Raw genomic sequence first — 12,433 nt, 5'->3', positions numbered from 1 at the left:
GCCCCACGGCGGGGCTCCGGCAGTGCCCCGAAGCCGCCCCGACGCGTGGGGAGCGGGGACGGGGAGGGGTGTCCCCGCAGGACGAGCGCGCGACCACCGAGCACAGCCGAGACGGCCCGCACGCGCCGAGCCGAGGAGACACCCCTCCCCGGCCCCGCGCACCAGCCCCACCGAGCCCGGATCCCGGCCCGCAGGACGAGCGCGCGCCGAGACGGCCCGCACGCGCCGAGCCGAGGAGACACCCCTCCCCGGCCCCGCGCACCAGCCCCCACCGAGCCCGGATCCCGGCCCGCAGCACGAGCGCGCGCCGAGACGGCCCGCACGCGCCGAGCCGAGGAGACACCCCTCCCCGGCCCCGCGCACCGGCCCCCACCGGGCCCGGATCCCGGTCCGCTGGCCGATGCGGGACCGGCTCGGCAGAGTGCCGGGGAGCCCGGGGCGCAGCCCGAGCGCGTTCGGACCGTCACCCCCGCGGGAGCGGACCGGCGGGTCCGGGGTGCCCCGGGCCGTCACCGTCACCCCCGCGGGAGCGGACTGGCTAGGCCGTCGGGAGGACCGCCGAGACGCGGAAGCCGCCCGCGTCCGTCGGGCCCGACACGAACACCCCGCCGAGGCCCAGGACGCGCTCGCGCATCCCGACCAGTCCGTTCCCTCCGCTCGGCAGGCCCGGTTCGGGGGCCTTGCCGTCGCAGGGGCCGTTCTCCACCTGCATGGCCACCTCCCCCGCGCGGTGCGCGAGCCGCACCACGACCCGTGCGCCCGGGGCGTGCTTGTGGCAGTTGGTGAGCGCCTCCTGCACCACACGGAACGCCGTCTGCTCGACCTCCGCCGCGTACGCCGCCCACTCGCCGTGCACCAGCATCTCCACGACCATCCCCGCCGCCCGCGACTGGCCGACCAGCGCCTCCAGCTCACCGAGCGAGGGCCCGTCCTCCGCACCGCAGGCACCCCCGGCACCCCCGGCACCTGCGGCACCCCCGGCGGCCGCGACCGCGGCGACGGGCACGAAGTCAGGCGCGGGCACGGGAGCCGGGGCCGGCTTGGGCGGCGCCCGGAGCACGCCGAGCATCTCGCGCAGCTCCGTCAGCGCCTGCCGCCCCATGTCCCCCACCAGGGCCGCGTTCTTCGCCGCCCGCGCCGGGTCCTTGACCGCCACCGCCTCCAGCGCGGCCGCGTGCACCACCATCAGCGACACCCGGTGGGCGACCACGTCGTGCATCTCCCGCGCGATGCGGGTGCGCTCCTCCGTACGGGCCCACTCGGCCCGCTCCTCCGCCCGGTCCGCCAGCAGCGACAGCTCCCGCTCCAGCGAGTCCGCCCGCTCCTGCAGGCTCTCCATCAGCCGCCGCCGGGCCCCGATGTAGAGCCCGAACAGCACCGGCGGCACGGTCAGCGCCACCGCGACGAACCCGGACAGCACGACCACGAGCGTCGTGTCGGCCTCGACGTCCCCGCGGGTGCGCAGGTACATCACGACGAAGGTGGCGGCCAGTGACATCGATGCCAGAGTGGCCGTGATCCGCCGGGGCACCTCGGAGGAGGCCAGCGTGTACATCCCGACCACCGCGAGCAGGAACCCCATCGCGGCCGGGGACACGGCGATCCCGACGAGCACCACGGCGATCGGCCACCGCCGCCGCAGCACGAGCGTGGCCCCCACCACGAACCCGAACAGCACTCCGACCGCCGTCGGCAGCCCCGCCTCGGCGGCGAAGGGCACGCCCTCCCACGCGCACTCAAGGGCGGACACCCCGCCGAGCACCACGTCCCCCACGGCGTCCCGCCGCCGCGCCCACCACAAAGGCGGCCCGGCCCGGCCTTCCACTTCCCCCGTTTTGGTCATGCCGTCCAGCGTACGGGCGGCCTTCGCGACGCCCCGGGCAAATACCCGCCACCGAAACGGCGGGGACGGGTACCGTCGCGGTGAGGGCAGGTGGTACGGCATAGTAGGGACGGCCAGCTTGATCGGTACGCCGAAATGTCCGATTGGGCCACCTAAACTATCCCCTGTGGTGTAATTGGCAGCACTGAGGCTTTTGGTGCCTTATGTCCGGGTTCGAGTCCTGGCGGGGGAGCTGATCGACTCCGGGTCCGGACCTTCACGGTCGGGACCCGCGTTCGTTCGGGGGCACCGACGCCCCGGTATCCTTCACGGGTCCACCCCCGAAGCCGAAGGGCATCCCCGTGAGCGCCAACCGCCCGGCAGCCGTCGTCGTACTCGCAGCGGGTGAAGGCACCCGCATGAAGTCGGCGACTCCCAAGGTTCTGCACGAGATCTGCGGGCGCTCGCTCGTCGGTCACGTCGTCGCCGCCTCCCGCGAGCTGGACCCCGAGCACCTCGTCGTGGTCGTCGGGCACGCCCGGGAGCAGGTCACCGCGCACCTGGCCGGCATCGACGCCGACGTCCGCACCGCCGTCCAGTACGAGCAGAACGGCACCGGGCACGCCGTCCGCATGGCCCTCGAAGAGCTCGGCGGCGGCATCACCGGCACCGTGATCGTCGTCTGCGGCGACACCCCGCTGCTGACCGGGGGGACCCTGGCCGCCCTCGCGCGGACGCACGAGGCCGACGGCAACGCCGTCACCGTGCTGACCGCCGAGGTCCCGGACTCCACCGGCTACGGACGCATCGTCCGCGACGCCGGCGGCGCCGTGACGGCCATCGTCGAACACAAGGACGCCTCCGACGCCCAGCGCGCGATCCGCGAGATCAACTCGGGCGTCTTCGCCTTCGACGGCGCCCTGCTCGCCGACGCCCTCGGCAAGGTCCGTACCGACAACAGCCAGGGCGAGGAGTACCTCACCGACGTCCTCGGCATCCTGCGCGAGGCCGGGCACCGCGTCGGCGCGGCCGTCGGCAGCGACCACCGGCAGATCCTCGGGATCAACAACCGCGTCCAGCTCGCCGAGGCCCGCGCGCTGCTGAACGCGCGCCTGCTGGAGCAGGCCATGCTCGCGGGCGTCACGGTCGTCGACCCGGCCGGCACCTTCATCGACGTGACGGTCACCTTCGGGCAGGACGCGATCGTGCACCCCGGCACCCAGCTGCTGGGCACCACGCACATCGCCGAAGGCGCCGAGGTCGGCCCCAACACCCGGCTGAAGGACACCCACGTGGGCGCGGGCGCCCGGGTGGACAACACGGTCGCCGAGAGCGCGGTCGTGGGCCCGCAGGCGAGCGTCGGTCCCTTCGCCTACCTGCGCCCCGGCACGAACCTCGGCGCCAAGGCCAAGGCCGGTACGTACGTCGAGATGAAGAACGCGACGATCGGCGAGGGCACCAAGGTCCCCCACCTGTCGTACGTGGGCGACGCGACGATCGGCGAGTACACCAACATCGGCGCCGCGAGCGTCTTCGTGAACTACGACGGTGAGCACAAGCACCACACCACCGTCGGCTCACACTGCAAGACGGGCTCGGACAACATGTTTGTGGCTCCCGTCACCATCGGGGACGGCGCCTACACGGCCGCCGGCTCCGTGATCACCAAGGATGTGCCGCCCGGCGCCCTGGCCGTGGCCCGTGGCCAGCAGCGGAATATCGAGGGCTGGGTGGCCCGCAAGCGTCCGGGCAGTGCGGCTGCCACGGCGGCGCAGTCGGCGGCCCCGGAGGACGCCGAGCGCCCCTGAGGTGAACTGACCGGAAACAGGTACGCCCGTTACGGCGTACCGTGATAGGTGCACGCAATTCGGCTGGCTCACCGTGTGCGGGACGGACGCACATGGGGGCGAGCAGCTTCAACACGTCTGAGGAGACTGTGCTGTGACCGGGATCAAGACGACCGGCGAGAAGAAGCTGATGCTCTTCTCCGGCCGCGCCCACCCCGAGCTGGCCGAGGAGGTTGCGCATCAGCTGGGCGTCGCCCTCGTGCCGACCAAGGCTTTCGACTTCGCGAACGGCGAGATCTACGTCCGCTTCCAGGAGTCGGCTCGCGGCGCGGACTGCTTCCTGATCCAGAGCCACACGGCTCCGATCAACAAGTGGATCATGGAGCAGCTGATCATGATCGACGCGCTGAAGCGCGCGTCGGCACGCTCCATCACCGTGATCGTCCCGTCCTACGGGTACGCCCGCCAGGACAAGAAGCACAAGGGCCGCGAGCCGATCTCGGCCCGCCTGGTCGCCGATCTGCTGAAGACCGCGGGTGCGGACCGCATCCTCACGGTCGACCTGCACACGGACCAGATCCAGGGCTTCTTCGACGGCCCGGTGGATCACCTTTCGGCCCTGAACGTCCTCGCGGACTACGTCGGCGCCAAGGTGGACCGTACGAAGCTCACGATCGTGTCCCCGGACGCCGGCCGTGTGCGCGTGGCCGACCGCTGGTGCGACCGTCTGGACGCGCCGCTGGCGATCGTGCACAAGCGCCGCGACAAGGACGTCGCCAACCAGGTGACCGTCCACGAGGTCGTCGGTGAGGTCAAGGGCCGCGTCTGCGTCCTGGTCGACGACATGATCGACACGGGTGGCACCATCTGCGCCGCGGCCGACGCGCTGTTCGCGCACGGCGCGGAGGACGTCATCGTGACGGCCACGCACGGCATCCTGTCGGGCCCGGCGGCCGACCGCCTGAAGAACTCCAAGGTCAGCGAGTTCGTGTTCACGAACACCCTGCCGGACCCCTCCGACCTGGAGCTCGACAAGATCACGGTGCTGTCGATCGCCCCGATGATCGCGCGCGCCGTGCGCGAGGTGTTCGAGGACGGCTCGGTCACCAGCCTCTTCGAGGAGCAGCAGTAACCACAGCGGTAACCGCAGCGGTGACCGCTCCGCGGTAGATCCTTTTGGTGCGGCCTCCCCCGCCGGGTACACTCCATGAGTTGCTCGGCGAGGGAGGCCGTACCTTTTTCCGGTACGGGTACTCCGTTATCGACGCGCTCTTCGTAGCAGGCCGTTCCGGCCGGGTGACTTCCGTCCTTCTTCCGTCACCCCACGAGGAGTGAGCATGTCCGAGGTCAAGCTTTCCGCCAAGATCCGTGACACCTTCGGCAAGGGCTCTGCCCGCCAGGCCCGTCGCGACGCCCTGACCCCCGGCGTCATCTACGGTCACGGCACCGACCCGAAGCACGTCAACGTCGACGCCCACGCCCTTCAGCTGGCGCTGCGCACCCCGAACGTCCTGCTCTCCCTGGACCTCGGCGACGCCGGCACCGAGCTGGTCATCCCGAAGGCCGTGCAGAAGCACCCGCTGAAGCGCTCGATCTCCCACGTCGACTTCCTGATCGTCAAGAAGGGCGAGAAGGTCACCGTCGACGTCGCGATCGTCACCGAGGGCGAGCTGGCCGCCGGCGGCAACATGCTGGAGACCCTCCAGAACACCATCTCCGTCGAGGCCGAGGCCACGCACATCCCGACCGAGGTCACCGTCTCCATCGCGGGCCTTGAGGCCGGTGCCACCATCCACGCCTCGGACCTGGTCCTCCCGGCGGGCACCACCCTGGCCGTCGACGGCGACATCGCCGTCCTGCAGGTCGTGGCCCCGCAGGCCGAGGAGCCGGCCGCCGAGGCCGCCGAGGGCACCGAGGCCTGAGCCTCGCCCCATCACCTCAGCAGTTGCTGACCGACCGCCGTCCGGCTCCACTGGAGCGGGACGGCGGTCGTCTTCGTAGAGGAACCGAGGAGCTTTTGATGTCGGACGAAGCGGCGCCCTGGCTGATCGTGGGCCTGGGGAACCCGGGGCCGGAGTACGCGGGCAACCGCCACAACATCGGCTTCATGGTGGCCGACCTGCTGGCGGAGCGGATCGGCGGGAAGTTCAAGGCGCACAAGGCCCGGGCCCAGGTGGTCGAGGGCCGTATCGGCCCGCCGGGGCCGGCCAACCGCCGGGTGGTGCTGGCCAAGCCGATGACGTACATGAACCTGTCCGGCGGCCCGGTGACGGCACTGCGCGACTTCTACAAGGTGCCGCTGGAGCGGATCGTCGCGGTCCACGACGAGCTGGACATCGACTACCCGACGCTGCGGCTGAAGCTGGGCGGCGGGGACAACGGGCACAACGGGCTGAAGTCGATGACCAAGTCCATGGGCCCGGACTACCACCGGGTGCGCTGCGGCATCGGGCGGCCGCCGGGCCGGATGCAGGTCGCGGACTTCGTGCTGAAGGACTTCTCCTCCACGGAGCGCAAGGAGCTGGACTGGTTCGTGGACCGGGCCGCCGACTCGGTGGAGTGCCTGATCCAGGAGGGCCTGGAGCGGGCCCAGTCGGCGTACAACTCCTGACGGACACGAGGAAGCCCCCGCACCGGCCGGTGCGGGGGCTTCCTCGTGTCCGGGGCGTCGGGGCCCCGCGGGCGTTCAGCCGGTGTTGCGCAGGCCCGCGGCGACCCCGTTGACCGTGAGGAGCAGGGCGCGGGCGAGCAGCGGGTCGGCTTCCTCATCCGCGGCGGCCGCGGCGCGCTGGCGGGCCAGCAGGGAGACCTGGAGGTAGGAGATGGGGTCCAGGTAGGCGTCACGGACGGCGAAGGTCTGCTGGAGCACCGGGTTCGAGCCGAGGAGCTCTTCGGCGCCGGTGATGCGCAGGACCTCGCGGACGGTGAGCTCGTGCTCGGCCTCGATGCGGGCGAAGACGTGCTTGAGGTTCTCGGGCACGAGGGTGTCGACGTAGTGGCGGGCGATCCGCAGGTCGGTCTTGGCCAGCGTCATCTCGACGTTGGACAGGAAGTTGCGGAAGAAGTGCCAGCGTCCGCCCATCTCGGCGAGGACGTCCTCCTGGCCGGCCTCGCGCAGGGCCTTGAGGCCGGAGCCGACCCCGTACCAGCCGGGGACGATCTGGCGGGACTGGGTCCAGCCGAAGACCCACGGGATGGCGCGCAGGCCGTCGAGGCCGGCGCCGGAGTCGGGGCGGCGGGAGGGCCGGGAGCCGAGGTGCAGGTCGGCGAGCTGGTCGACGGGGGTCGCGGCGAAGAAGTACGCGGGCAGGTCGGGGTCCTCGACGAGCTCGCGGTACGCGGCGTGCGCGGCGTCGGAGACGACGTCCATGGCCGCGTCCCAGCGGGTGAGGGCCTCGTCGGACTGGCGGGGCGCGGTGTGCAGGGCGGAGGCCTGCAGGGTGGCCGCGACGGTCAGTTCGAGGTTCTCGCGGGCCAGCGAGGGGACCAGGTACTTGTCGGAGATGACCTCGCCCTGCTCGGTGACCTTGATCTCGCCTTCGAGGGTGCCCCAGGGCTGGGCGAGGATCGCGTCGTGGGAGGGGCCGCCGCCGCGGCCGACGGTGCCGCCGCGGCCGTGGAAGAGGCGCAGGCGCACGCCGTAGCGGTGGGCGACGTCGCGCAGCCGGCGCTGGGCGCGGTGGATCTCCCACTGGGAGGTGGTGATGCCGCCGAACTTGGAGGAGTCGGAGTAGCCGAGCATGACCTCCTGGACGTCGCCGCGCAGGGAGACGAGGCGCCGGTAGGAGGGGTCGGCGAGCATCTCGTCGAGGATGACGTCGGCGGCGCGCAGCTCGTCGGTGGTCTCCAGGAGCGGGACGATGCCGATCTTGGCCCAGCCGGTGTGGAGGTCGATGAGGCCGGCCTCGCGGGCGAGGACGGCGGCGGCGAAGACGTCGTCGGCGCCCTGGCACATCGAGATGATGTAGGACTCGATGACCTCGGGGCCGAACTTCTCGAAGGCGTCCTTGATGGCGCCGAAGACGCCGAGGGTCTTGGCTCCGGCGGCGTCGAGCGGGGCCGGGGTGGGGGCCAGCGGGCGCCGGGAGCGCAGTTCCTTGGCGAGGAGCTTCTGCCGGTACTCGCGCGGCATGTCGGCGTAGCGCCAGGACTCCTCGCCGAGGCGGTCGAAGAGCTGGCCGAGCGCGTGGTGGTGGGCGTCGGCGTGCTCGCGTACGTCCATGGTGGCGAGCTGGAGGCCGAAGGCGGCCAGGGTGCGGATGGTGCGGTCCATGCGGCCGTCGGCGAAGAGCGCGCCGCGGTGTTCGCGCAGGGAGGTCTGGATGAGGGTGAGGTCGGTGAGCAGCTCGGCGGTGCCGAGGTAGTCGCGGCCTTCCTCGTGCGGGATGCCCTTGGCGAGGCGCTCGCGGGTGTTGAGGAGCTTCTGCCGGATGCAGGTGGCCTTGAGGCGGTACGGCTCCTCGGCGTTCAGCCGCTTGTAGCGCGGGCTGATCTCGGGGAGGCGCTCCAGGTCGGCCTGGAGGGAGGCGAGGAGTTCCTCGGTGGCTCCGGTGTAGCGGATGGAGTTGGAGAGGAGTCCGCGCAGGTAGTCGATGAGTTCGAGGGCGTCGGTGATGCCGTGCTCGTGCTGGAGGATCAGCACGTCGCGGGTGACCTCGGGGGTGACGTTGGGGTTGCCGTCGCGGTCGCCGCCGATCCAGGTGCCGAAGGTCAGCGGGCGGGTGCCGGCGGGGATCTCGACGCCGACGCGCTGGAGCTCGGCGGCGAGGTCTTCGAGGACGTCGCCGACGGCGCCGGCGTGCAGCTCGTCGAGGTAGTAGATGGCGTTGCGGGCCTCGTCGGCGGGCTCGGGGCGTACGACGCGCAGTTCGTCGGTCTGCCAGACGAGGTCGATGTTCTCGGCGAGCCGCAGGTCGTGGCGGCGGCGGTCGCCGGCGCCGGTGACGGGCTCCTCCAGGAGGGCGGCGATGCGGCGCAGCTTGTTGAGGACGCTGCGGCGGGCCGCCTCGGTGGGGTGCGCGGTGAAGACGGGGCGGACGTTGAGGTTCTTGACCGTCTCGCGCAGGTGTTCGGGGTCGGCGTCCTTCAGCATGTCGGCGGTGCGGGCGAGGAGCCCGCCCTCGGCGGCACGGTGGGCGCGCAGTTCCTTGCCGCGGTGCACCTGCTCGGTGACGTTGGCGAGGTGGAAGTAGGTGGAGAAGGCGCGCACGAGCTTGGCGGCGGTCTCCAGGTCGGTGTCGCCGAGCAGGGCGGCGGCGGCCTCGCCGTCGGTGCGGGTGAGGGCGCGGACGCGCTCGACGAGGTCGAGGAGGTCCTGGCCCTCCTGGCGTACGAGGGTTTCCCCGAGGAGGTCGCCGAGGCGGCGGATGTCCGCGCGCAGTTCCGCGTTGGCGGTGGCGGCCTGGGTGACGGGGGCCTGGCCCTGGGGGGCCTGGTCAGCACTGCTCACAGGTGCGGCTCCTTGCAGTGTTCGAGCGCTACTGGGCGGTGGGCTCCCGGCGACGTGCGGCGATGCCTTCCCAGGACTCCGTCCGGGGGCGGGATCTCCGCTCCTGATGCGCAGCTCGGGCTGCCCGTGCGGACCGCGCTGTCCGACGGGACCCAGGATAGGTGTCCGATGCGTGTGCCTGGACAAACGTCTCATCAGGCGGCGCGTGAACACCTCGCGCGCGTTCCCCCTCCCGGCGCTTCCCCTCTTGCCTGTGTACCCGGCTTTGCCATACTTACGATGCCGTAGGTTACGGGTCCGTAGGGTTCGTGACCCGGGAGCCCGCCGACTTCTCTCACCCCCCAGGGGACACCCATGACCACCAGTCCCGATCTGATCGAGGGTGCGTCCGCGCCCTCCGACACGTCCGAGCCGTCCGCGACACTGGGCGGCGAGAACAAGCGCTCCATCGAGCAGATCGCTCTGCTGCTGTTCATCACCGTGCCCTTCGTGGCCCTGCTGGCGGCGGTTCCGCTGGCCTGGGGCTGGGGGGTGAGCTGGCTGGACCTGGGCCTGATGGTCTTCATGTACTTCCTGGCCTGCCACGGGATCACCATCGGTTTCCACCGCTACTTCACGCACGGTTCCTTCAAGGCGAAGCGGCCGCTGCGGATCGTCCTCGCCGTGATGGGGTCGATGGCGGTGGAGGGGCCGCTGGTGCGCTGGGTGGCGGACCACCGCAAGCACCACAAGTTCTCCGACCACGAGGGTGACCCGCATTCGCCGTGGCGGTTCGGGGAGACGCTGCCGGCCCTGATGAAGGGGCTGTGGTGGGCGCACATCGGCTGGCTGTTCGACGAGGAGCAGACCGATCAGCAGAAGTACGCCCCCGATCTGATCAAGGACCCGGCGATCCGCCGGATCTCGCGGGACTTCATTTTCTGGACGATGTTCTCGCTGGCGATCCCGCCGCTGGTGGGCGGTCTGGTGACGATGTCCTGGTGGGGCGCGTTCACGGCGTTCTTCTGGGGCTCCCTGGTGCGGGTCGCGCTGCTGCACCACGTGACGTGGTCGATCAACTCGATCTGTCACGCGGTGGGCAAGCGGCCGTTCAAGTCCCGGGACCGCAGTGGCAACGTCTGGTGGCTGGCCGTGCTCTCGTGCGGGGAGTCCTGGCACAACCTGCACCACGCCGACCCGACCTCGGCGCGGCACGGTGTGCTGCGCGGCCAGGTCGACTCCAGCGCGCGGCTGATCCGCTGGTTCGAGCAGCTGGGATGGGCGACGGACGTCCGCTGGCCGTCGGCGGCCCGCATCGACGCCCGGCGCAGGGAAAACGAGTCGAACGCGGCATGATGGGGGGCGTGGCGATCGACGGCAGCAATTCCAGCAGCGACAAGCCCAGGCGCGGCCGCCGGGTCCGGATGACGGGCGCGGAGCGGCGCCAGCAACTGCTGGACATCGGCCGGACCCTGTTCGCGGAGAAGGGCTTCGAAGGCACCTCGGTGGAGGAGATCGCGGCGAAGGCCGGGGTGTCCAAGCCGGTGGTGTACGAGCACTTCGGCGGCAAGGAGGGCCTCTACGCGGTCGTCGTGGACCGGGAGATGCGCCAGCTGCTGGACGGGGTGACGGGTGCGCTGACGGCCGGGCATCCGCGGGAGCTGCTGGAGCAGGCGGCGTTCGCGCTGCTGGACTACATCGAGTCGTACACGGACGGTTTCCGGATCCTCGTGCGCGATTCCCCGGTCGCCCAGTCGACGGGCACCTTCGCCTCGCTGATCAGCGACATCGCCACGCAGGTCGAGGACATCCTGGGTCTGGAGTTCAAGGCGCGGGGCTTTGATCCCAAGCTGGCCCCGCTGTACGCGCAGGCGCTGGTCGGGATGGTGGCGCTGACCGGGCAGTGGTGGCTGGACGTGCGCAGGCCCAAGAAGGCGGAGGTGGCGGCGCACCTGGTGAATCTGGCCTGGCACGGGCTGGACGGGCTGGAGTCGAAACCTCAGCTGGTGGGCCGGCGCAAGAACTGAGCCCCGCCCGCGGACCACGACGGCGCCCCGTCACCGGCAGATCCGGTGGCGGGGCGCCGTCGTGTGGGGCGTGCTAGGCGCAGGGTTCCAGCGCTGCCGGTTCCGGGCGGTGCCGTTCCAGGAATTCGAGCCGGTTGCCGACGGGGTCCTCCGAGTAGAAACGGCGGTGGCCCGGCAGGTCGTCGTCCCAGACCACCTTGGCTCCCCGCTCCCGCAGTCTGCTCGCGTACGCCTCGATGTCGGTCACCCGTAGCCCGGGATGGGCCTTGCGGGCGGGCCGGAAGTCCTCCTCGACGCCGAGGTGCAGCTGGACGGGCCCGGCTTCGAACCAGCAGCCCCCGCGGGCGGCGAGGACGGGCGGCTTGGGGATCTCGGTCATGCCGAGGACGTCCGTGTAGTACGCGCGGAGCCGGTCCTCCGAGTCCGGCGGCGCGGCGAGTTGCACATGGTCGACTGCGGTCAGCACGGTCATGCCTCCTTGCGGGCTACGGCGAAGATGCGGCGGAACGGGAAAACGGTGCCGCGCGGGCCGGTCGGATAGGCCGCGCGCAGCCGGTCGCGGTATTCGGTGAGGAAGGCGTCCACGGCGTCGCGGTCGTCGCCGAGGGCGGTGAGGACGGGGCGCAGGGCGGTGCCCTTGACCCAGTCGAGCACGGGGTCGGGACCCTGGAGCAGTTGGTGGTAGGTGGTTTCCCAGATGTCGGCGGCGCAGCCGAGCTCGGTGAACCGGGCGAGGTATTCGGCGGGTTCGAGGAGATGGATGTAGCGGGCGCCGTGACCGGCGAGCCGGGCCCGCCAGCGCGGGGTGTCGCACTGTTCGGCGAGCAGGGCGTGGCTGGGGGCCGTGAAGTTGCCGGGGATCTGGAAGGCGAAGGTGCCGCCGGGGCGCAGGCCGTTGATCCAGGCGCCGAAGGAGCCGGCGTGGCCGGGGACCCACTGCAGGGCGGCGTTGGAGACGATCAGGTCGTAGGGCTCCTCGGGGAGCCAGGTGGCGAGGTCCCCGTGGCGGAAGTCGAGGCCGCCGCCGCCGGGGGTGGGCCCGGCGTACTCCTCGGTGGCGCGGCGGAGCATCTCCGGGGAAAGGTCGAAGCCGGTGATGCGGGCCTCGGGCCAGCGCTCGGCGAGGAGGGTGGTGACGTTGCCGGGGCCGCAGCCGAGGTCGGCGATGCGTGCGGGTCGGTGGGGGAGCTCGGGTATGCGGGTGAGCAGGTCGAGGAAGGGCCGTGTGCGGTGGCCCGAGTGCCGGAGGTACTGCTGGGGATCCCAGGTGGGGGCGGATGGCGCGGTGGACGTGGGGGTCCCGGCGCGCGCGGTATCGGAATACATGTTCGAGCCTCCCTGCTGGCGGGGCGATCGGAAGCGGAATCCG

Annotated in this window: 10 protein-coding genes and 1 tRNA gene; 7 read left to right on the top strand and 4 right to left on the bottom strand. The window is 71.6% G+C overall.

Translation table 11 applies throughout. The annotated features are described in order from the left end of the window. Nucleotides 1-538: 538 nt before the first annotated feature. A complete protein-coding gene (locus tag ACFY0D_RS32380) occupies nt 539-1,843 on the bottom strand; it encodes a sensor histidine kinase (RefSeq protein WP_390801507.1) in 1,305 nt (434 codons plus the stop codon). Between the two features lie 160 nt (nt 1,844-2,003). Between ACFY0D_RS32380 and ACFY0D_RS32375 the strand changes: the two genes are divergently transcribed. The 5 genes from ACFY0D_RS32375 (at nt 2,004) to pth (ending at nt 6,220) form a co-directional block, all read left to right on the top strand. Continuing rightward, nucleotides 2,004-2,075, top strand: a tRNA-Gln gene (locus ACFY0D_RS32375). Nucleotides 2,076-2,184: 109 nt separating this feature from the next. Further along, entirely contained in the window at nt 2,185-3,630 is a 1,446-nt protein-coding gene (glmU, locus tag ACFY0D_RS32370; RefSeq protein ID WP_390801506.1) for a bifunctional UDP-N-acetylglucosamine diphosphorylase/glucosamine-1-phosphate N-acetyltransferase GlmU, read from the top strand. A 133-nt stretch (nt 3,631-3,763) separates the two neighbouring features. Further along, nucleotides 3,764-4,741, top strand: a complete 978-nt coding sequence (locus ACFY0D_RS32365; protein ID WP_030008898.1) for a ribose-phosphate diphosphokinase — start codon at nt 3,764-3,766, stop codon at nt 4,739-4,741. Nucleotides 4,742-4,946: 205 nt separating this feature from the next. Continuing rightward, nucleotides 4,947-5,531, top strand: a complete 585-nt coding sequence (locus tag ACFY0D_RS32360) for a 50S ribosomal protein L25/general stress protein Ctc (RefSeq protein ID WP_390801505.1) — start codon at nt 4,947-4,949, stop codon at nt 5,529-5,531. Between the two features lie 98 nt (nt 5,532-5,629). Continuing rightward, the gene (gene pth, locus ACFY0D_RS32355; RefSeq protein WP_390801504.1) at nt 5,630-6,220 is read left to right on the top strand and encodes an aminoacyl-tRNA hydrolase; all 591 of its coding nucleotides are present in this window, start codon (nt 5,630-5,632) and stop codon (nt 6,218-6,220) included. A gap of 75 nt (nt 6,221-6,295) precedes the next feature. Here the strand turns inward: pth and ppc are convergent, their stop codons facing one another. Next, nucleotides 6,296-9,058, bottom strand: coding sequence for a phosphoenolpyruvate carboxylase (ppc, locus tag ACFY0D_RS32350; protein WP_390801503.1), 2,763 nt, complete (start codon nt 9,056-9,058; stop codon nt 6,296-6,298). Between the two features lie 354 nt (nt 9,059-9,412). Between ppc and ACFY0D_RS32345 the strand changes: the two genes are divergently transcribed. Together ACFY0D_RS32345 and ACFY0D_RS32340 are read left to right on the top strand one after the other, a co-directional pair. Beyond that, nucleotides 9,413-10,393, top strand: coding sequence for an acyl-CoA desaturase (locus ACFY0D_RS32345; protein WP_390801502.1), 981 nt, complete (start codon nt 9,413-9,415; stop codon nt 10,391-10,393). Then, nucleotides 10,390-11,064 (top strand): TetR/AcrR family transcriptional regulator, encoded by a 675-nt coding sequence (locus ACFY0D_RS32340; RefSeq protein ID WP_189735476.1) that lies wholly within the window; start codon nt 10,390-10,392, stop codon nt 11,062-11,064. Before ACFY0D_RS32345 ends, ACFY0D_RS32340 begins: the two co-directional genes overlap by 4 nt. 73 nt (nt 11,065-11,137) lie before the next feature. On the opposite strand, the gene ACFY0D_RS32335 is transcribed toward ACFY0D_RS32340, so the two are convergent. Together ACFY0D_RS32335 and ACFY0D_RS32330 are read right to left on the bottom strand one after the other, a co-directional pair. After that, a complete protein-coding gene (locus ACFY0D_RS32335; protein WP_301374658.1) occupies nt 11,138-11,530 on the bottom strand; it encodes a VOC family protein in 393 nt (130 codons plus the stop codon). A gap of 2 nt (nt 11,531-11,532) precedes the next feature. Beyond that, complete coding sequence (locus ACFY0D_RS32330) at nt 11,533-12,390, bottom strand: trans-aconitate 2-methyltransferase (protein WP_390801501.1); 858 nt, start codon at nt 12,388-12,390, stop codon at nt 11,533-11,535. Between the last annotated feature and the right edge of the window lie 43 nt (nt 12,391-12,433).

Origin of the sequence: Streptomyces sp. NPDC001502 (assembly GCF_042894785.1) — a bacterium.
GTDB classification, from domain to species: domain Bacteria; phylum Actinomycetota; class Actinomycetes; order Streptomycetales; family Streptomycetaceae; genus Streptomyces; species Streptomyces kutzneri.
This window is presented reverse-complemented; position numbering and strand designations above follow the sequence as displayed.

Excerpts from the sequence above, each read along its gene's own strand:
- pth (WP_390801504.1), top strand. The coding sequence starts at position 5,630 with ATGTCGGACGAAGCGGCGCCCTGGCTGATCGTGGGCCTGGGGAACCCG.
- ACFY0D_RS32345 (WP_390801502.1), top strand. The coding sequence starts at position 9,413 with ATGACCACCAGTCCCGATCTGATCGAGGGTGCGTCCGCGCCCTCCGAC.
- ACFY0D_RS32380 (WP_390801507.1), bottom strand. The coding sequence starts at position 1,843 with ATGACCAAAACGGGGGAAGTGGAAGGCCGGGCCGGGCCGCCTTTGTGG.
- ACFY0D_RS32330 (WP_390801501.1), bottom strand. The coding sequence starts at position 12,390 with ATGTATTCCGATACCGCGCGCGCCGGGACCCCCACGTCCACCGCGCCA.
- ACFY0D_RS32340 (WP_189735476.1), top strand. The coding sequence starts at position 10,390 with ATGATGGGGGGCGTGGCGATCGACGGCAGCAATTCCAGCAGCGACAAG.
- ACFY0D_RS32360 (WP_390801505.1), top strand. The coding sequence starts at position 4,947 with ATGTCCGAGGTCAAGCTTTCCGCCAAGATCCGTGACACCTTCGGCAAG.